General features: G+C 61.4%; 17 protein-coding genes, 1 tRNA gene and 3 pseudogenes. 10 read left to right on the plus strand and 11 right to left on the minus strand.

The window, feature by feature from the left end; all coding sequences use genetic code 11:
* Window positions 1-6 precede the first annotated feature (6 nt).
* The 4 genes and pseudogenes from L0Z65_RS06865 to purC form a co-directional block, all read right to left on the minus strand.
* Window positions 7-1,777: pseudogene (locus tag L0Z65_RS06865) on the minus strand (ATP-binding protein).
* A gap of 37 nt (window positions 1,778-1,814) precedes the next feature.
* Window positions 1,815-2,483 carry a phosphoribosylformylglycinamidine synthase subunit PurQ gene (purQ, locus tag L0Z65_RS06870; protein WP_405111888.1) on the minus strand — a complete coding sequence of 223 codons (669 nt, stop codon included), beginning with the start codon at window positions 2,481-2,483 and terminating at the stop codon, window positions 1,815-1,817.
* Window positions 2,480-2,713, minus strand: a complete 234-nt coding sequence (gene purS, locus L0Z65_RS06875) for a phosphoribosylformylglycinamidine synthase subunit PurS (RefSeq protein WP_014874461.1) — start codon at window positions 2,711-2,713, stop codon at window positions 2,480-2,482. Before purS ends, purQ begins: the two co-directional genes overlap by 4 nt.
* A 103-nt stretch (window positions 2,714-2,816) precedes the next feature.
* Complete coding sequence (gene purC, locus L0Z65_RS06880; protein ID WP_040168803.1) at window positions 2,817-3,578, minus strand: phosphoribosylaminoimidazolesuccinocarboxamide synthase; 762 nt, start codon at window positions 3,576-3,578, stop codon at window positions 2,817-2,819.
* Between the two features lie 374 nt (window positions 3,579-3,952).
* On the opposite strand from purC, the gene L0Z65_RS06885 reads away from it, so the two are divergent.
* From L0Z65_RS06885 to bmt, 3 genes and pseudogenes are all read left to right on the plus strand, one after another.
* Window positions 3,953-4,270 carry a DUF1476 domain-containing protein gene (locus L0Z65_RS06885; RefSeq protein WP_096871166.1) on the plus strand — a complete coding sequence of 106 codons (318 nt, stop codon included), beginning with the start codon at window positions 3,953-3,955 and terminating at the stop codon, window positions 4,268-4,270.
* A gap of 125 nt (window positions 4,271-4,395) precedes the next feature.
* A pseudogene (locus tag L0Z65_RS06890) lies at window positions 4,396-6,506 on the plus strand (phosphatidylglycerol lysyltransferase domain-containing protein).
* A gap of 90 nt (window positions 6,507-6,596) precedes the next feature.
* A pseudogene (gene bmt, locus L0Z65_RS06895) lies at window positions 6,597-7,614 on the plus strand (betaine--homocysteine S-methyltransferase).
* A gap of 76 nt (window positions 7,615-7,690) precedes the next feature.
* Here the strand turns inward: bmt and L0Z65_RS06900 are convergent.
* Complete coding sequence (locus tag L0Z65_RS06900) at window positions 7,691-8,797, minus strand: PA0069 family radical SAM protein (protein ID WP_405111893.1); 1,107 nt, start codon at window positions 8,795-8,797, stop codon at window positions 7,691-7,693.
* 221 nt (window positions 8,798-9,018) lie between these two features.
* On the opposite strand from L0Z65_RS06900, the gene L0Z65_RS06905 reads away from it, so the two are divergent.
* Both L0Z65_RS06905 and L0Z65_RS06910 read left to right on the plus strand, forming a co-directional pair.
* Complete coding sequence (locus L0Z65_RS06905) at window positions 9,019-9,720, plus strand: B12-binding domain-containing protein (protein WP_040168794.1); 702 nt, start codon at window positions 9,019-9,021, stop codon at window positions 9,718-9,720.
* A 1-nt stretch (window position 9,721) separates the two neighbouring features.
* Complete coding sequence (locus L0Z65_RS06910) at window positions 9,722-10,444, plus strand: DUF1638 domain-containing protein (RefSeq protein ID WP_405111895.1); 723 nt, start codon at window positions 9,722-9,724, stop codon at window positions 10,442-10,444.
* Window positions 10,445-10,474: 30 nt separating this feature from the next.
* Here L0Z65_RS06910 and L0Z65_RS06915 read toward each other — a convergent pair whose 3' ends face one another.
* A complete protein-coding gene (locus L0Z65_RS06915) occupies window positions 10,475-11,104 on the minus strand; it encodes a glutathione S-transferase family protein (RefSeq protein WP_405111897.1) in 630 nt (209 codons plus the stop codon).
* A 95-nt stretch (window positions 11,105-11,199) separates the two neighbouring features.
* Between L0Z65_RS06915 and L0Z65_RS06920 the strand changes: the two genes are divergently transcribed.
* Complete coding sequence (locus tag L0Z65_RS06920; RefSeq protein ID WP_405111899.1) at window positions 11,200-11,910, plus strand: helix-turn-helix transcriptional regulator; 711 nt, start codon at window positions 11,200-11,202, stop codon at window positions 11,908-11,910.
* 12 nt (window positions 11,911-11,922) lie between these two features.
* Here L0Z65_RS06920 and L0Z65_RS06925 read toward each other — a convergent pair whose 3' ends face one another.
* Window positions 11,923-12,336, minus strand: a complete 414-nt coding sequence (locus L0Z65_RS06925; RefSeq protein WP_040168783.1) for a SufE family protein — start codon at window positions 12,334-12,336, stop codon at window positions 11,923-11,925.
* A 136-nt stretch (window positions 12,337-12,472) separates the two neighbouring features.
* Here L0Z65_RS06925 and L0Z65_RS06930 point away from each other — a divergent pair, with 136 nt between their 5' ends.
* Complete coding sequence (locus L0Z65_RS06930) at window positions 12,473-12,997, plus strand: hypothetical protein (protein ID WP_405111901.1); 525 nt, start codon at window positions 12,473-12,475, stop codon at window positions 12,995-12,997.
* A 94-nt stretch (window positions 12,998-13,091) separates the two neighbouring features.
* On the opposite strand, the gene rnd is transcribed toward L0Z65_RS06930, so the two are convergent.
* Window positions 13,092-14,249 (minus strand): ribonuclease D, encoded by a 1,158-nt coding sequence (gene rnd / locus L0Z65_RS06935; RefSeq protein ID WP_405111903.1) that lies wholly within the window; start codon window positions 14,247-14,249, stop codon window positions 13,092-13,094.
* A gap of 229 nt (window positions 14,250-14,478) precedes the next feature.
* Here rnd and L0Z65_RS06940 point away from each other — a divergent pair, with 229 nt between their 5' ends.
* Window positions 14,479-14,664 carry a hypothetical protein gene (locus tag L0Z65_RS06940; protein WP_096789047.1) on the plus strand — a complete coding sequence of 62 codons (186 nt, stop codon included), beginning with the start codon at window positions 14,479-14,481 and terminating at the stop codon, window positions 14,662-14,664.
* A 72-nt stretch (window positions 14,665-14,736) separates the two neighbouring features.
* Here the strand turns inward: L0Z65_RS06940 and purN are convergent, their stop codons facing one another.
* From purN to L0Z65_RS06955, 3 genes are all read right to left on the minus strand, one after another.
* Window positions 14,737-15,333: a phosphoribosylglycinamide formyltransferase gene (gene purN / locus L0Z65_RS06945; protein ID WP_405111906.1), complete on the minus strand. Its 597-nt coding sequence runs from the start codon at window positions 15,331-15,333 to the stop codon at window positions 14,737-14,739.
* Window positions 15,330-16,376 (minus strand): phosphoribosylformylglycinamidine cyclo-ligase, encoded by a 1,047-nt coding sequence (purM, locus tag L0Z65_RS06950; protein ID WP_405111909.1) that lies wholly within the window; start codon window positions 16,374-16,376, stop codon window positions 15,330-15,332. Before purM ends, purN begins: the two co-directional genes overlap by 4 nt.
* A 137-nt stretch (window positions 16,377-16,513) precedes the next feature.
* Complete coding sequence (locus L0Z65_RS06955) at window positions 16,514-17,500, minus strand: MBL fold metallo-hydrolase (protein WP_405111912.1); 987 nt, start codon at window positions 17,498-17,500, stop codon at window positions 16,514-16,516.
* Window positions 17,501-17,622: 122 nt separating this feature from the next.
* On the opposite strand from L0Z65_RS06955, the gene L0Z65_RS06960 reads away from it, so the two are divergent.
* Both L0Z65_RS06960 and L0Z65_RS06965 read left to right on the plus strand, forming a co-directional pair.
* The gene (locus tag L0Z65_RS06960) at window positions 17,623-18,582 is read left to right on the plus strand and encodes a LysR family transcriptional regulator (RefSeq protein WP_405111915.1); all 960 of its coding nucleotides are present in this window, start codon (window positions 17,623-17,625) and stop codon (window positions 18,580-18,582) included.
* 12 nt (window positions 18,583-18,594) lie between these two features.
* A tRNA-Ile gene (locus L0Z65_RS06965) sits at window positions 18,595-18,670 on the plus strand.
* Window positions 18,671-18,738 lie beyond the last annotated feature (68 nt).

The following is an 18,738-nucleotide window of genomic DNA, read 5'->3' on the forward strand; positions in this document are numbered from 1 at the left end:
ACCGCGCTATTCTGCGGCCTCGATGCCGTCCACAAGGATCGGCAATTGCATTTCAAATACGGCGCCACCGTTCTGTCCGTTGCGGGCAGTCAGCCGACCGCCTAGGTCGTTCACGATACCGGAGGAGATGGCAAGCCCCAACCCAACCCCGTCCCCCGGCTGCTTGGTGGTGTAGAAGGGCTCAAACAGGCTGCCGAAATCCTTGATCCCCATCCCGTTGTCGCGCACCGACAGGGTCGCGGTCTCGCCTGCGGCAAGCAGGATTTCGACCTCAGGATCTGCAACTGACTTTGTAGCATCTAGCGCGTTTCGCAGCAGGTTCACCATAACCTGTTCAATGCGCATCCGATCCCCCATCACATAGACCGGTTGTTCGGGCAGGATGCGGGCGATTTTGACATGCCGCTGACGCAGCTGCGGCTCCATCATCGACAGGGATGAGGCGAGCGCATCGCCCATATTTACCGGGCTAAGCGCGTCACCGCCCTTGCGCGCGTAGGATTTCAGCTGGCGGGTGATGGCGCCCATCCGTTCAATCAGATCATCGATCCGGCCAAAGGAGGCCAGCGCCTCCTCCGGGCGGTTGCGATTGAGCAGCAGACGCGCGCCGAGCAAGATAGGTTTTCATCGCCGCGAGCGGCTGGTTCAGCTCGTGGCTGACGGCGGCTGACATCTCGCCAAGGGCGGCCAGTTTCGAGCTCTGCGCGAGGCTCTGTTCAGCGACCGCAAGCGTCTCCTGCATGCGTTCCCGTTCGGCAATTTCCCGCTGCAGCCGCGCGTTCAATACGCGAAGCTCTGCCGACTCCCGCTGGAACAGGGCCATGCGCAGCGCGGTGCGGCGGCTCAGCGCATAGAAGGCCAGCGCCAGCAGAATGGCGAATCCCATGATTTCCAACGCCAATACCGTGTTCACCCGCTCTCGGATCGACGCATAGGTGGTGAAGGACGTAAGTCGCCAGCCCTGAAACGGGATCCGCGACTCCAGTCGCATCACCGCCTCACCCTGCAGGTAGGCATCCGCTGGCAGGGCGGTCCAGTCGGTGGTGGCGCGGATAGCCCGCTGGATTGCGCCCTCCGGCGTCTGCAGCTGCAGCGCGTCTTCTTCCGACAGGCCGCGCCAGCGCGACTCCGTCGCCAGCAGGATGGTGCCAGTGCTGTCGCTGACCATCACCGCATCGGAAATACCCGCCCAAGCGCGTTCGAATTTCTGCAGATCGACCTCCACCACAATCACCCCAAGGATGCCGGAGGTGTCCACAATGCGGCGTGAATAGGTGAAGCGATAGCTGCCGACTTCGGTGCGGATGGCGGAGAATACCGTGGTTTTGGACCGCAGGGCGTCGACGAAATAGGCCGCATTGCGGTGGGTTTCCCCCAGCCGGTTACGATCCGTTGCCGCAACAGTGCGCCCGTCCTGCGCCATCAGCATGATGGAGGCGGCGCCGATTTCCTCAACAAAGGAGATCAACCGCTGGGTGGAGAGCGAGAAGTCGTTGGACTGCAGCGCAGAGATCAGCGCCTGATCCCGCGCCAGCAGCTGTGGCACGATGGCATGGCGCCCCAGCTCACTCACCAGGTTGCCGGAGTAGAGCGCCAGTCGCAGCTCGGCGCGGTTGCGGGTGCTTTCGGTAAAGCGGTCGGTCAGGGCACGGTTGGTGACCCAAACGGTCACTGCGGCCACCGCCATCAGCACCAGCAACGCAAGACGCACCCGCCACGAGGTCGTGCGGGAGCGCGGTTTTTCAGAAGATGTTGTTGCGTCACGCGCGGCAGTCATAGGCAAAACCTAACGCAAGCCACCGCGGCTTCACAAGTCACGCCGCAGTGACAAGCCCGGCCAATGCGCGGAACACTGCCGCCCCATCGGTGCCGCCATGGCCCGCATCTGCCGCCCGTTCGGGGTGTGGCATCATGCCCAAAACCCGACGATTTTCCGACAGAATGCCTGCGATATCCGCAACCGACCCGTTGGGGTTGTCGACATAGCGGAACGCGACGCGATCCTGATCCTGCAGCGCTGCCACGGTCTCGGCATCAGCGTAGTAGTTGCCGTCATGATGCGCGATCGGAACGCCAATCACATCGCCCACCGTATAAGCTTCGGTAAAGACGCTGTCGGCGGTGGCCACTTGCAGATCCACGGTGCGGCAGATGTATTTCAGACCGGCGTTGCGCAGCAGCGCCCCCGGCAGAACACCGGTTTCGGTCAATATCTGAAAGCCGTTGCACACACCGATGGCATAGCCGCCACGGTTGGCATGATCGACAACCGCCTGACAGATCGGTGACTGTGCTGCAATGGCCCCGCAGCGCAGGTAATCGCCATAGGAAAACCCACCCGGCACACCAACGATATCGATGCCCTCAGGCAACGCGCTGTCCTTGTGCCAGACCATGGAAACCTCACAGCCCGCTTGCTCAAACGCCACCGCCAGATCGCGGTCGCAGTTGGAGCCGGGGAAGACTACAACAGCCGCCTTCATCCCTGCATCTCGATGCTGTAGGATTCGATGACAGTGTTGGCCAGCAGCTTCTCGCACATCGCGGTGACATCGGCCTCGGTGGCGTCATCGGCCAGATCGAGGTCGATCACCTTGCCCTGACGCACGCCGTCCACCTTGTCAAAGCCCATCGCGCCAAGCGCGTGGCGCACGGCCTCGCCCTGCGGATCCAGAACCCCGTTTTTCAGCATTACATGCACGCGTGCCTTCATCGCATTTTCCCTCAGGTTTCGATGGCAAAGCCCGGATTAGGGGCCTTTTCGTTAGATAGTCAAAATCCCGCCCCTTTTGTCAGGACGGGATCTGTGGATCGGATCAGTTCACCAGCGTCGGCTTGCCGCCCGCGGGCGGGTTGTTCGGCATCACGCCCAGACGCCGCGCCACCTCGGTATAGGCGTCGGTCAGGTTGCCAAGGTCGCGGCGGAACACATCCTTGTCGAGTTTTTGACCGGTTTTCAGATCCCACAGACGGCAGCTGTCTGGGCTGATCTCATCAGCAACCACCAGACGCTGGAAATCGCCGTCATAGATGCGGCCGATTTCGATCTTGAAGTCCACCAGCTTGATCCCAACCGCCAGCATCACGCCGGACAGGAAATCATTGACCCGCAGTGCAAGGCTCAGGATATCGTCCATGTCCTGCTGGCTGGCCCAGCCAAAGGCCGCGATATGCTCTTCGGTGACCAGCGGATCACCAAGGCCATCATCCTTGTAGCAGTATTCCACAATCGGGCGCGGCAGTTGGGTGCCCTCGTCAATGCCAAGGCGTTTGGAAATCGAACCGGCAGCATAATTGCGCACGATCACTTCCAGCGGAATGATCTCACAGCTGCGGACCAGCTGCTCGCGCATGTTGAGCCGTTTCAGGAAATGGGTCGGCACGCCGATCTGGCCCAGACCTTGCATGAAAAACTCGCTCAGCAGGTTGTTGAGCACACCCTTGCCTTCGATCACATCGCGCTTTTCAGCATTGAAAGCGGTGGCGTCGTCCTTGAAGTACTGAACGATGGTGCCCGGTTCGGGCCCTTCATAAAGTGTCTTCGCCTTGCCTTCGTAGATCTTCTTGCGACGTGCCATGCGGAGCCTTTCGGGAAAAAAGCGGGAATCTCATGCCCGGGAACTGCCGCCCTCATAAGGCAAGGGGGGCGCTGCCGCAAGCTTGGTCCCTGCCCGCCGCCCCTTGGCTGGGTCAGCGCCTGTGCTAAGCTGGAAATGCCAAGGTAAAACCAAGGTCAAACGAAGGTCAGCGCCAAAGTCCCGGCAAAAGCTGAGGCCAAGGTCGGGCCGATATGCGGCGAACGGCTGTTTCGCGCGGATCTGGACCGCAGGCCAAGCGATCACAGCGACCGGCCGACAAACCCGCGCTTGGCGCGTGTCCGGTACTTGTGGGGGCGACGCTGCGCCCACATATCATATTGAGACATAACCAATGTCACACCAAAGGAGGCCCCATGACCACATTCGACGACCGCGAACACGCGTTTGAGGCAAAATATGCCCATGATGAAGAAATGCAGTTCAAGGCGCAGGCCCGCTGTAACAAGCTGCTGGGGCTTTGGGCGGCAGGCCTGATGGGCAAAACCGGCGCCGATGCCGAGGCGTATGCACTGGAGGTCATCAAGTCCGATTTCGAGGAAGCCGGGTTCGAAGATGTGCTGCGCAAGGTCAGCGGCGATCTGCAAGGCCGTGCCAGCGCCGAGGATGTGCGGGAACAGCGGGCCGCCCTGCTGCCAGAAGCCAAGGCGCAGGTTCTGAACGACAACAGCTGAGTTGCGGTTGATTTTGCGGCGTCTTCACGGATCGTCTGTTGCGGCGCTGCACCCATTAACCCTGTGACAATGCCTCAGGCGTAGGATCCGCAGACGGCAACACGCTGTTTGCAACAAGGATCCGAATGCCCAGACGCCCGACCAATGCCGCCCGCGCCCTGACGCGGACCGCCATGCGCGGCGCACGTCTGCTGCTGCCGGTGGCGGTTATGATCGGCTGTCTGGCGCTGTTGCAGGCCCATGTTGCACTGCCTGATCTGATACAGCTGCGCGGTATTCTGGGCGGCCTTGCGGGCTGGCAATGGACCTGTGCCCTGCTTGCCACGGGGGTGAGTTTCTGGGCGCTGGGGCGCTATGACAGTGTTGCGCATCGCCATCTTGGAACCGGGCTGGATGGGCCTCAGGCGCGCCGCGCAGGTATGATCGCCATCGCGATTTCCCAGACCCTGGGATTTGGACTGGTCACCGGTGCCTTTGCACGCTGGCGCATGCTGAAGGGGCTGCGCCCGCTGCGAGCCGCCCAGCTCACCGGTATGGTTGCGATTACGTTTCTGATTGCCCTGGCCGGGATCTGTGGCGCAGCCTTGCTGCTGAGCCCGCCGCCTGTCTCCAGCCCCTGGCTGGGCTTGACCATCCTTCTGGCGACATGTGCGATGATCGCCGCCATGGTGGCTGTGCCGGTGGTGCGTATCGGTCGGATGACCCTGCGCTGGCCCTCGCTGACGGCCATTGCCGCGCTGGGATTCTGGGCGATGATCGATGTGATCGCCGCTTAGCAGCGCCCTGTGGCTATTGCTCCCTGCGGGTGTTGACCTACCACTTGCGGCGCTGCTGCCTGCCTATTTCCTGGCTCTCGGCGTGGCGATACTCTCCTCTGCTCCCGGCGGCGCTGGGGCGTTTGAACTGGCGCTCTGTGCAATGCTGCCGACACATGCCACGGCGGAGATCATTGCCGCGATCCTTGCCTTTCGGCTGGTTTATTACCTTCTTCCGGCGGTGCTGGCTGGTCTCTGCCTGTGTTGGCCCGCACTGACACATCTGGCGTCGAACATCGCAGAAACCACCCCGCCCGCGGACGATCCGCAGGCGCTGATTGGCAGTGCCATGCGACCAGCCTCACATCTGCCACAGAACCGGCCCATCGCGGAGGCCGCCGTGATCCGGCAAAACGGTGGACATATCCATGCCTTCGGCCTCAATCAGGTGGCGCTGGTGGACAGCCCGCAGGCCTCAATCGCGCTTTTTGGCGCGGTGAGCGGTCATTTGGCGGAGGTGCTGCCGGGGCTGCGTCAGCATGCCAGGCTCCGCAACGCTGTGGCTTGCCTTTATAAATGCACTGCCCGCGATGCCGCGATGTGCTTGGCGTGCGCTTAGCTGGCGGGTGCTGCGGATCGCACAGGAGGCGGTGCTGCAGCCTGAGAACTTCAGCGAGAGCGGCTCCAGCCGCCGACAGCTGCGCCGTAAACTGCGGCAGGCCGAGAAGGCTGAGGTTTGTGTCCTGCCCGCAGCGCCGGACTTGCCGATTGAACAGATGGCTCAGATTGATGCGGCCTGGCAGGCCGCGCATGGCGGTGCCAACGGCACGACAATGGGCCGGTTTCAGGCGGAATATCTGGCGCAGCAGCAGGTGTTCATCGCCTGGCATCGGGAGCGCATGGTCGGATTTGTAAGCTTCCATGCCATCGCCCATGAATGGTGCCTGGATCTGGTGCGCTTGCTGCCGGACGTCCCGGATGGCACTGGCCATGCTCTGATCCGCGCCGCGATCACTGAAGCCGCAACACTCAAGGTCCCGCGCCTGTCGCTGGCGGCGGTGCCCGATCACCGCCTCGCCCAACGTCTGGACCCCGGCCTGCGCCGCTTCAAAACGTGCTTTGCACCACGGTGGGAGGACCGGTATGTCGCCGCGCCCTCCTTCCTGCATTTGGCGATCGCCTTGGGAGAGCTCCTGCGGCTGGTCCACCACCCGGTACCATTGCCTCATTGGTCAGAACCAGCCGACGAAAACACCACCAGCTCCAGCGGCCTGTCCGAAACGCTCGTGGATCCAGCCAGCGCCACCGAAGAGAGCCTGTGGCGGACATTTGAACGGCGCGCCGCAGCGGCACGCAACCGGCGCAGCTCCGCCGCGGATCAGGGTCTGGACGACTGCGATGACAACCGATCCCAGCGCAGCGGTGATCTGCCTCATAATGAAGATGAAGAAAATGAAATTGCCCTCACCCGCCGTGCATGACAGACCGGGCCATTACTGATCGCTGATCCGCCCCGCCATAACAGGCAGGTCTCAGCGCAAACACCGACATCACCCCCACAGGAACATCCCATGACCAATACATTCACCACCCTGCTGGAGACCAAGGACGCCCTGCTTGCAGATGGGGCCACCGGCACCAACCTGTTCAACATGGGCCTGCAGTCCGGTGATGCGCCGGAACTTTGGAATGTGGATGAACCAAAGAAAATTACCGCGCTCTACCAGGGGGCGGTTGATGCGGGCAGCGATCTGTTCCTGACCAATACTTTTGGCGGGACGGCTGCGCGGCTGAAATTGCACGATGCCCACCGCCGGGTGCGTGAGTTGAACGTGGCGGGGGCCGAATTGGGCCGCAATGTCGCGGATCGCTCTGAGCGCAAGATCGCAGTGGCTTAGCTCCGTTGGCCCGACCGGTGAAATCATGCAGCCCGTGGGGGAGCTGAGCCACGCGCTGGCCGTCGAGATGTTCCATGAGCAGGCCGAAGCGCTGAAAGAGGGCGGCGTTGATGTTTTGTGGCTGGAGACGATCTCTGCCCCGGAAGAATACCGCGCCGCCGCCGAAGCGTTCAAACTGGCAGATATGCCCTGGTGTGGCACCATGAGTTTTGACACTGCCGGGCGCACCATGATGGGGGTCACCTCAGCCGATATGGCCCAGTTGGTTGAGGAGTTTGATCCCGCACCACTGGCCTTTGGTGCCAATTGCGGCACCGGGGCGTCGGACATTCTGCGCACCGTGTTGGGGTTCGCGGCACAGGGGACAACCCGCCCGATCATTTCCAAAGGCAATGCCGGGATCCCGAAATATGTCGATGGCCATATCCACTATGACGGCACGCCAGCCCTGATGGGGGAATATGCAGCCATGGCACGGGATTGCGGCGCCAAAATCATTGGCGGCTGCTGTGGCACCATGCCGGATCACCTGCGCGCCATGCGCGAGGCGCTGGACACCCGCCCCCGTGGCGAACAGCCAACACTGGAGCGGATTGTTGAGGTTCTGGGCCCGTTCACCTCAGACAGTGACGGCACCGGTGAGGACACCGCCCCTGAACGCCGCAGCCGCCGCGGTCGCCGTCGCGGCTGATCGCGCATACATAACAGGACCGAAGCGATGTGATCGTCGCTTCGGCCGTTGTTTCGCGGGATGCCAGTATCGCGTCTTAGAACAGCGCGAGCTGGTCCCCGGCCTGCGCCGGTTTTGCGAAGAGATCACAACGAAAATCAGGTGATTTCTGCAGCAAACCCAGCCGCTTGCACGCTGTCTTGAACCGGCTGGCGATAACCTCGGCATAGGGGCCTTCACCGCGCATGCGGTGCCCCCAGCGCGGATCGTAATCCCGCCCACCGTGCATTTCGCGCAGCCGAGCCATCACCTTCTCGGCGCGCAGCGGCACATGTTCGGCAAGCCATTCCTGCCACAGCTCTGACACCTCGCGTGGCAGTCGCAACATGATCCAGCTGGCGGCATCCGCGCCTGCCTCTGCTCCCGCGGCCAGCAGAGCTTCCAGCTCATGATCTGTCAATCCAGGCACAATGGGCGAGGTCATGATCCGCACCGGGACACCCGCATCAGACAGGCGGCGAATGGTGGCGAGCCGTCGCGCCGGTGATGGCGCGCGCGGCTCCATCCGGCGTGATAGATCTGCATCCAGCGTGGTGACTGAGATCCCGACCCGCATCAGCCCCCGCGTCGCCATGGCCGAGAGGATATCCAGATCCCGCTCAATCAGGGTGCCCTTGGTGACGATGGCGACCGGGTGCGAGAAAGCCTCCAGCACCTCAAGACAGGCGCGCGTCAGCCCCAGATCCCGTTCGCAAGGCTGATACGGGTCAGTATTGGTGCCAATGGCGATCGGTGCAACCCGGTAGCGCGGCTGCGACAGCTCACGGCGCAGCACCTCAGCAGCATTGGGGCGCGCGATCAGCCGGGTTTCAAAATCCAGCCCCGGTGACAGACCCAGATAGGCATGGCTGGGCCGGGCGAAACAATAAATGCAGCCATGTTCGCAACCACGGTAGGTATTGATGGAGCGGTCAAACGGCAGATCAGGTGACTTATTGTAGGAAATCAGTGACCGGGCCACCTCATGGCGAATGTCGGTTTCTATCCGGGGGAGGCCGACGTCCTCTTGATACTGCCCCGAATCCCGCAGGTCGCCCCAACCGTCGTCGATGGCATCGCGTGTCATATCAAACCGCCCTGCCGCATTGCTGAGGCTGGCGCGGGCTTTGCGACGTTGTGGCGGGGGCGTCAAAATCTCAGTCATGGCTCATTCTGCCGCAAGTGCAGGAACAAATAAAGAACAAACGCAAGAAACCGAAGATTTCCATGCGAAATCTTCATTATTATTCCGCTATTTTTGCCCCTATAGGTCGGTTCGGACCAAGGCAATGTCGCAAACATTGCAGTCTCGTAGGGGCAATCTGGACCAATACGAATAAAACAAGGCCAAACCGGGGTCACCCCGCCCAGTCAAGGAATACACCCATGTCGGAAGACGCAGATGACATCATCCTGGCAGACCTCAATGATGAGGATCTCGTACAGCAGATGTTCGATGACCTCTATGACGGCCTCAAGGAAGAGATCGAAGAGAGCGTAAACATCCTGCTGGAACGTGGATGGGCGCCTTACAAGATCCTGACCGAAGCACTGGTGGGCGGCATGACCATCGTGGGTGCGGATTTCCGCGACGGCATCCTGTTTGTCCCTGAGGTGCTGCTGGCGGCCAACGCGATGAAGGGTGGCATGTCCATCCTGAAGCCGCTGCTGGCTGAAACCGGCGCACCGCGCATGGGCTCCATGGTGATCGGCACCGTAAAAGGTGACATCCACGACATCGGCAAGAACCTTGTCTCCATGATGATGGAAGGCGCCGGTTTTGAGGTTGTCGACATTGGCATCAACAACCCCGTGGAAAACTATCTGGAAGCTCTGGAAGAGCATCAGCCGGATATCCTCGGCATGTCAGCGCTGCTGACAACCACGATGCCCTATATGAAGGTCGTGATCGACACGATGGTCGAGCAGGGCAAACGCGATGATTACATCGTTCTGGTTGGCGGCGCGCCGCTGAATGAGGAATTTGGCAAGGCAATCGGTGCCGACGGCTATTGTCGTGACGCCGCTGTGGCGGTGGAAATGGCCAAGGACTTCGTTGCGCGCAAGCACAACCAGATGAGCGCCTGATTTGGCACGCAAAGGACGCGCCGCCCGCCTGACTGAGCGGGCGGCGTTCCAACCGCCCACGGGGCGCACGCTTGAGGAAACCTCCCTCACCGAACGGGGTCTGGCCGCCCCGGAGAAAAAGACCGGCCGTATCCTGTTGATTGCCTGTGGCGCGCTGGCCCGTGAGATTCTGGCGATCAAGGACATCAATGGACTGGATCATATTGATCTGACCTGCCTGCCCGCCAAGCTGCATCTCTATCCTGAACAGATCACCGAAGCGGTTGAAGGTGCCGTGTCCAAACATTCCGCAACCTATGACACCATCCATGTGGTTTATGCGGACTGTGGGACCGGTGGCATCTTGGAGCGCAAATGCGCCGAGCTCGGCGTTGAGATGATTGCAGGGCCGCATTGCTATTCGTTTTTCGAAGGCAACGAAACCTTCGCCCGCCATACCGATGAAGGAGAGATCACCGCCTTCTATCTGACGGATTTCCTGGTGAAACAGTTCGATGCCTTTGTCTGGCGTCCGATGGGGCTGGATAAGCACCCGGAGCTGCGCGACATGGTGTTCGGGAATTACACCAAACTGGTCTACCAGTCCCAGATCGATGATCCTGCCTTGGAGGCCAAGGCACGAGACTGCGCCGACCGCATGGGACTGGCGTTTGAGCATCGCCATACCGGCTATGGCGATCTGCAGAGCGCCATGATGCGCTGGGGCGGCGGCGCACAGAGCTGATCCCCGCGCGCGACCTGTCATTCATCGAGCTCAGGCGTCTTCCAACGCGTTCAACGTGCTGAGTGCCTGCACTTCAAATGCGGCTATCGCCTCCCCGTCCAGACGACGGCCCACACGGTCCACCCAGGATTTGATGATGGCGCTGTCGGGCATCAGATGCGGCGCCCACTGGAAAGGCGACGCCAATAGGATATCCGCGACGCTGAGCGATGCACCAAGCAGGAAATCCCCCTCGCTCAGCGCTGTTTCGAGCGCTGCGCAGACCTCATCCATGCCACGGTAGGCCCCGGCAAGGGCCGGATGCGCCAACCTTGAAAACGCGGCCACCAGAACCGGATCCAGCACCCCGCCCGAATAGGCCATCCAGCTGAGGTAGGCGCCGCGGTCCGAGGCCTTAATCGCAGGGCTCAGGGGCTGGCCGAACAGCTCATCCAGATACATCATGATTGCAGCGCTTTCGCGGATACCCTGCCCCTCATCGGTGACCAGATATGGCACCTTCCCCTCGGGGTGAGGGTTGCGTGGATCGGCACCGCCGCTGCCATCATGGCGCTGCACGTCGACGATGACGATATCAACATCGTCCAGTTTGCCCATCAGCATCAGCTGGGCAATGACGCGAGAGGAACGGCTATTGGGAGAGTGATAAAGGGTTGGCATATCAATGACCTTTCTGCTTTTTGAGTTGCTGATGGGGAGGATATGCCGCTACCCTCCTGCCAATTCCTGTCAGGAAGTTGCGGGTATAAATCCTCATGTCAAAAACAGATCGCCTCTTCCGCCTGCTCCACCTCATTCGAGGATTGCGCCCACCTGTGACCGCCGCGCGGCTTGCCACGGCGATGGAGGTTTCAGAACGGACTATCTACCGCGATATTGACAGTCTGCGTGCTGCCGGTGCGCGGATCGAGGGGGAAGCAGGTCTGGGCTATACAATGATCGAAGACCCGGCCCTGCCACCGCAGACCTTCACCCAGATTGAGCTGGAAGCCCTGACGCTGGGGCTGGCGGATGTGAACCAGCGCGGCGATGCCGATCTGGCGCAGGCCGCCAATGATGCGCTGGTGAAGATCCTCGCCACGCTACCGGAACGTCAGCAAAGACAGGCCATGCATGCCGTCAATCTGGTCCATCGCTTCTACACGCCTGCCACGCCCACCATCGACATGACCCTGCTGCGCGAGGCGATGTGGGCAGAGGAGGCTCTGGACATCGGCTACCGTGACCTGAAGGACGCCCGGACGGAGCGCCGCATCTACCCGCTGGCGCTGTCATACCACGACCGCAGCGTGATGCTGCTGGCCTGGTGCTGTAAACGGGAAGATTTCCGCAGTTTTCATGTCACGCGGATCGACGGGTACCGCAACACCGGCGAGAGTTTTCGCCCCCGCCGCGTGGCCCTGCTGCGCGCCTTCATCGGGCACCTGCAGTCCAGAGACCGGGCCGCCGAGGTGGCATCGGCCTGAGATCACATCAGCTCACGCAGCCGCCGCTGCTGCGGTCTCGCGAATGCGTTGTACCATCGCGGTCAGCCCGTTGGAGCGCTGCGCAGACAGGTGATCATTGAGGCCCAGCCGCGCCAGCTCTCCCCGCGCGTCCACCGCCAGCACCTCAGCCACAGTCAGACCATTGTAAAGTGCGCGCAGCACCGCGATCAGCCCCCGCACGATCATCGCGTCGCTCTCCCCGTCGAAGTGGAAGACGCCATTCTCGATGGTGGGATGTAGCCAGACCTGACTGGCGCAGCCATCCACCTTCGTGGCAGGCACCTTTAGGGCGTCCTCCAGCGGGTCCATCGCCTTGCCCTGCTCGATGACATGGCGGTAGCGATCTTCCCAATCTTCGAGAAACTCGAAATCCTCGACGATCTCTTCAAAGGCGGCACTGGCCATGACGGTTTTTCCTCATTTGGTTTCTGCCCGGCGTCACAGCTGGACCTAAGCCGCAAACAATGGCTTTTCAACTGCTTTTCAAGTGGCTTGCAATCGGGTAACCACATGCGAGGACTTATCGAACGGGTGGACCATCATGCAAAGATCTCTCGCACTCCTTCTGGTGGGGGCCGTGGCGCTGTCTGGCTGCGGGTTTCGCGACTCGCGGGTGAACCCGTTGAACTGGTTTGGCGGCTCCGATGAGGTTAAGGTGGTCGAGACCAGCGGTGAGCCCGTCAACCCGCTGATCCCGGTTCAGAACCGCGTCAGCGTCTTTGCCCGCCCCGATGCGGTCGATGAAACCGTGCTGGTACAGAGCGTCACCGACATGCGAGTCGAGCGTACGCCAACGGGCGCCATTGTCTACGCCACCGGCATTGCCGCACGTCAGGGTGCCTACGGGGTCGAGCTGCGTCTGGATGAGGCAGACCGCGACGCCCGCACCCGTGATGCAACGCTCGATTTCACCTTCCGCGCCATTTACCCTGACACCCGCACCGCCCTCGGCAGTGAGCGGACCCGGACCCTGCGCGCAGCCGTGAGCCTTAGCCAGCAGCAGCTGGCCAGCGTGCGCAGCATTCGTGTTGTTGCCGCCCAAAACGCCCGCGAAAGCCGCCGCTGATCGGCGCCGGACAATGCCGCTGGTAGAATAGAAAAAGGCGCCGGATCTGGCGCCTTTTGTCATTTGTGCAGCATTTATGCAGACCCGCAATCGGTCAAAGCGTGACAACCTTCACGTCCTGCCCCTTTGCCGCCAGGGCGATCTCACCATTGCACAGACGCAGCGCATCGGCGCCGAAGACCTCAAGGCGCCAGCCTTTGAGCGCGGGAACATTCCGCTGACCGGCAGCAATTGCGTCCAGATCCGAACTGGGCGCAATCAGTTTCGCAGCAACGCCGGAGGCTTCGGTCTTGGCCTTCAACAGCACCCGCAGCAAATCGGCCAGCGCCGGGTTCACCTGAAGCTTTTCACGGCTGCGATCCGGCTGTGGCTGCGACCCTGCCGGGCACTCCACACCCTTGGCCACGGCCTGAAGGATCCCTTCGGCGATGGCCCCTTTGCGGGCTTCGCGCAGCAGCAGCCGCGAATTTCCAAGATCCGAGGCGTTCTTGGGCTTGGTCGAGGCAAGTTCAACTAGCGCGTCATCCTTGAACACCCGGTTACGTGGCACATTGTTGGTCTTGGCGTAGGTTTCGCGGAACGCGGCCAATTCACGCACAACGGCCAGAAACTTGCCGGAGTTGGTACGGGTTTTGACACGCCGCCAGGCCTCCTGAGGGTCGACATCATAGGTTGCCGGATCGGTGAGCACCTGCAGCTCTTCCTCGACCCAACGGGCGCGACCGGTGCGTTTCAGCTCAGCGGCAAGATATTCATAGATCTGGCGCAGATGGGTCACATCCGCCAGCGCATAGGTTTTCTGCGCATCGCTCAGGGGGCGGCGGGACCAGTCAGTGAAGCGCGACGTCTTGTCCAACCCCTGTTTGACGATTTTGCGCACCAAGGTTTCATAGCCGACCTGCTCACCAAAGCCGCAGACCATGGCCGCAACCTGTGTGTCAAACAGCGGTTTTGGAAAGACCTGCGCATCGACCCAGAAAATCTCCAGATCCTGACGCGCGGCATGAAAGACCTTCACTACGGATTCATCGCGAAACAGCTCATACAGCGGCTCAAGCGACAGCCCGTCCGCAAGCGGATCCACCAGCACCGCGTTTTCATTCCCTGCGCCGGGATAGGCCAGCTGCACCAGACATAGCTTGGAATAATATGTCCGCTCTCGCAGAAACTCGGTATCCACCGTGACATAATCATGCTGCGCTGCAGCTTCGCAAAAGGCCTGCAGGTCTTCGGTAGAGGTCAGAGTTTTCATCAATTACGGCTTTTTGGTTATCTGAATTGTTGCGCTGTGATACGCGCTTGTCCCGCTTATTGCAAACATGTGCGGGCGGTGTCAGAGGAAATCAGCTGCGGCGTGATCCTCAGGGCGCAATGCCGTCGCGAATAATCATTATTTGTGATTTATATGCGATCAAACATTCATTTTGGGAATACCTTGGGTCAGCTTAGTTTGGTGTCATATCTTGATAGGAGACATTGACATGACCATGCTCGATCTCAGCCCGACATTCTGCACGTCCGCCGCAGGACGCGGCGCACCGGCATCCATTCTGGCCGCCGCCGCCCTGATCGTTGTTCTCGGCGTGCCTGCCCTGATGGCCCCCGGAGCACAGGCGCCGCTGACGGAGTGGCATGGCAACAGTGCCAGTTCACGCAGCATCCGTTAGAGACCGCAACCTCTGGCCGGTTTCTTTGGGGGGGGGTAGGCAGAAAAGCGGCAGCGACGCCCGCGGCCGCCCTTAGGACAGATAGACCGGAGTCTTATCACCCGCCGCATAGCGGCGCAGCACGGCGGGATAGAGTTTATGCTCCTCCACCAACACCTTAGCTGCGAGCGTCTCGGGTGTATCTGCGGCATCGACGTCGACCCGCGCCTGCCCGAGAATTGGCCCGTCATCAAGCACGGCCGTCACCTCGTGCACGGTACAGCCATGCTGGCGGTCGCCGACCTCCAATGCCCGCGCGTGCGTGTTGAGACCGGTATATTTCGGCAGCAACGAGGGGTGGATGTTCAGCATCCGCCCCTGAAACTGCGAGACGAACCCATCCGTCAGAACCCGCATGAACCCGGCGAGGCAGACGATATCTGCGCCAGACTCAAGGATCGGCTTGACCAGCTCAGCCTCAAAAGCCGCGCGATCCTTGCCATAGGGTTTGTGGTCCACCACGGCGGTCGGAATGCCTGCGGCGGCGGCCTTTGTCAGGCCACCTGCGCTGGCAATGTTTGACAACACCAGACAGGGTCGCGCCGGATGATCGCCCGTCATGCTGTCGACCAGCGACACCATATTGGAACCGCCGCCCGAAATCAGGATCGCGACGCGCTTGTGGCTCACAGCAGCTTGCCCGCGTAGCGCATCCCCGCACCTCGTGTCACAGTGCCCAGACGGGAGACTGTTTCGCCTTCATCTTCCAGCACCTTGACCAAGTCCTCCGCGCGGTCCGCAGAGACGGACAGGATCATGCCGATGCCGCAGTTGAAGGTCTTCAGCATCTCCGCCTCAGCGATACCGCCGGTTTCTGCCATCCATTTGAAGACGGGCGGCAGCTCCCATGCGCTCAGGTCAATATCTGCGCCGAGGTCCTCGGGCAGAACCCGCGGCAGGTTCTCGGTCAGACCGCCACCAGTGATATGGGCCAGCGCATGCACGCCCCCAGCCCGCACGGCTGCAAGACATTGTTTGACATAAAGACGGGTTGGCGTCAGCAGCGCCTCCCCCAGGGTGCCCTCGCCGAACGGGCAATCTGCGTCCCAGCTAAGGCCGGAGACCTCTACCAGTTTGCGCACCAGAGAATAACCGTTGGAGTGCACGCCATCAGAGGCAAGGCCCAGCAGCACGTCCCCGTCCTGCACATCTGCAGGCAGCGCGGTGCCACGCTCCATCGCGCCCACAGCGAAGCCTGCAAGGTCGAAATCCCCCTTGGGGTACATTCCCGGCATCTCAGCCGTCTCGCCGCCGATGAGGGCGCAGCCAGAGCGCACACAGCCCTCGGCAATGCCTTCGATGATACGGGCAGCGGTTTCGGTTTCCAGTTTGCCAGTGGCGAAATAGTCGAGGAAGAACAGCGGCTCGGCCCCCTGACAGACCAGATCGTTGACGCACATCGCAACCAGATCGATGCCCACGCCATCCACGACGCCGGTGTCGATGGCAATTCGCAGCTTGGTGCCGACGCCATCGGTGGCCCCCACCAGGATGGGATCGTTGTAGCCTGCGTCCTTCAGATCGAACAGCGCACCGAAGCCACCAAGGCCACTCATCACACCAGAACGGTTGGTCCGTTTCGCGGCGGGTTTGATGCGGTCCACCAAAGCGTTGCCTGCATCAATATCCACCCCCGCATCCGCGTAGGTCAAACCGTTCTTGCCGCTGGTCATCTCAGTGCTCCTTCAAAGACGTTGCGCAGCCTTTAGCGCAAGGCACGACAGAAAGAAACAAAGGAATCTGCCGCACCCCGGAGACCGGGGTGCGACCGCTGGATCCGGGCGTGTTCAGAGCCCGGAATGCGATGCCTTCAAAGCGAGAACTGCCAGGGGGCCTGATCAAAGCCATAGGCATCGCCATCCCGCTCCACCCGGCCCAGACCGGGAAAATCAAGATGCATACCGGTGACCAACAGCCCTTCACTGGCAGCACGGTCCAGCATCATGGTGCGGCTCTTCACGGTCTGCTCCGGATCCATGTCAAAGGCCAGTGTCCAGTCGGGGCGGGCAAATTGCAGCGCTGTGCTGTGGATCAGGTCGCCCCAGATCAGCAGCGGAGCCGCGCCGGTCTCAAGCAGGAAACCGCAGTGGCCCGGCGTGTGGCCTGGCAGCGGCACCGAGCGCAGCCCGTTCATGACATCTGCCTCGCCCTCGAACATTTTCAGGCGATCCTGATAGGGCGCAACGGCCGCCCGTGCGATATCAAAGAAGCCGCGCGCATCCTGCGGGACCCCCGCATAGACCGTGTCATCATGCCAGAAGTCATATTCGCCCTGCCCCACGACGATCTCAGCATTGGGGAACCGCGCGGTGCCGTCGCCCTTCAGCAGGCCGCCGATGTGATCCGGGTGCAGGTGGGTGACGACTACGCTGGTGATCTCTTCCGGTGTGCGGCCAGCCGCACGCAGGGCCGCCTCCAGCCCGCCCAGAATCGGCCCGAAGAGGTCGGCGGTGCCTGCATCAATCAGGGTCACGGCCTCACCCTGCTCCACCAGATAGCCATTCACCGGCAGTGACATCTGATCGTCCTTGATGCGATAGAATGTGCCGTCCAGAACCGCGTCAGCCTCGGCCTGATCAAACCCGTTGATCTGGTTGGTGTTCAGCAGGAAATGCCCGTCTAGCAGCGCGGTCACCCGGGCCGAGCCGATCTGAAAACTGTGATAGGCCACCGGCAGGTCCGGCGTCGCACTTTCAGCCGCGCTGTGGCTCGCGGCGCGCAGCAGCGAAGGACTGGCGAGGGTCGCCACCGGGGCAGCGGCAAGGCCACCAAGAAGATGTCTGCGAGAAAGGGTCATAAGAAACTCCGGTATCTAGGTCAGCAAATCTAACGTGATACAGAACCTAGCGCGTGAAAGCCTCTGGCAACAGGCGCCCGCGCGCGATATGAGGTATCAGCCGTGCTTATAAGGATCTCGACATGGACCGTCTGACGCTTCTGGAGACCTTTGCCGTTGCGCTGGACGAAGGCAGCATCAACCGCGCCGCACAGCGCCGAGGGTTGACCCAATCTGCCGCCAGCCAGCAGATCAAATCGCTTGAAACGCTGCTCGGGCACGCGCTGATGCTGCGTACGCCGCGCGGCGTGCGGGCCACTCGCGCCGGGGAGTTGGTCTATGCCCACGCACAAAACCTGCTGGGCGGCTACGACCGTTTAACGGCTGAGCTGGACGCCCAGAGCGATCAGATCTCGGGACGGTTCAAGGTCAGCACAAGCCGCTTTATGGCGCAGGCTGTGCTGGGGCCGATGCTGATGGATCTCGACACGCCCTATCCTGATCTCAATATCGTAATGCGGATTGAGGACCGTCTGGTCGATGTGGTGCGCGAGAACTACGATCTTGCCATCCGCACCGGATCGCTTGGCGATACGGATGGTGTTGGGCGCAAGATCGCAGAGCTGGAAACGGTGCTGTTTGCGACACCGGCTTATCTTGATCGTATCGGTCGCCCCAGCTGCCCGCAGGACATGCAGCGGCTGAAGTATATTCAGCACCACGAAGACCACACGATGGGTTATTTTCCCCTCATCCGCGACGGGGCTGTGCATCAGGCCCCAATCCGGGTTGGTTTCACCGCCGATGATACGGATCTGATCATGCGCGCGGTCGGCAAGGGCTCCGGCTATACCCGCGCGCCCCGACTGCTGGTCGAAGAGGCGCTGAGCACAGGCGAGTTTGAGCAAATCCTGCCCGGCTATACCGCGCCGAACAAGGACATCTTTGCGGTCTACCCCTCGCGCCACGCACTGGATCGGCGGCATGAAGTGGTGATTGACGGCTTTCTCGACCATCTGCGCTGCCGCACTTGTGCACAGACTGGTTCGAACGCGCCTGATCCCGCGCGATCACCGCTTGACCTCCTGCCCGCGATTTCCTAACCAACCTGTGGCGGGCCTGTAGCTCAACGGTTAGAGCAGAGCGCTCATAACGCTTTGGTTGCAGGTTCAAATCCTGCCGGGCCTACCATTTTCCGCCATCTTTGCCAGACTCTGCGTGTTGCTTATTGCGGCCGTCAAATTTGACGCGCGTCAACT

This window comes from Phaeobacter sp. BS52, from assembly GCF_045040595.1.
Lineage (GTDB): Bacteria > Pseudomonadota > Alphaproteobacteria > Rhodobacterales > Rhodobacteraceae > Phaeobacter > Phaeobacter piscinae.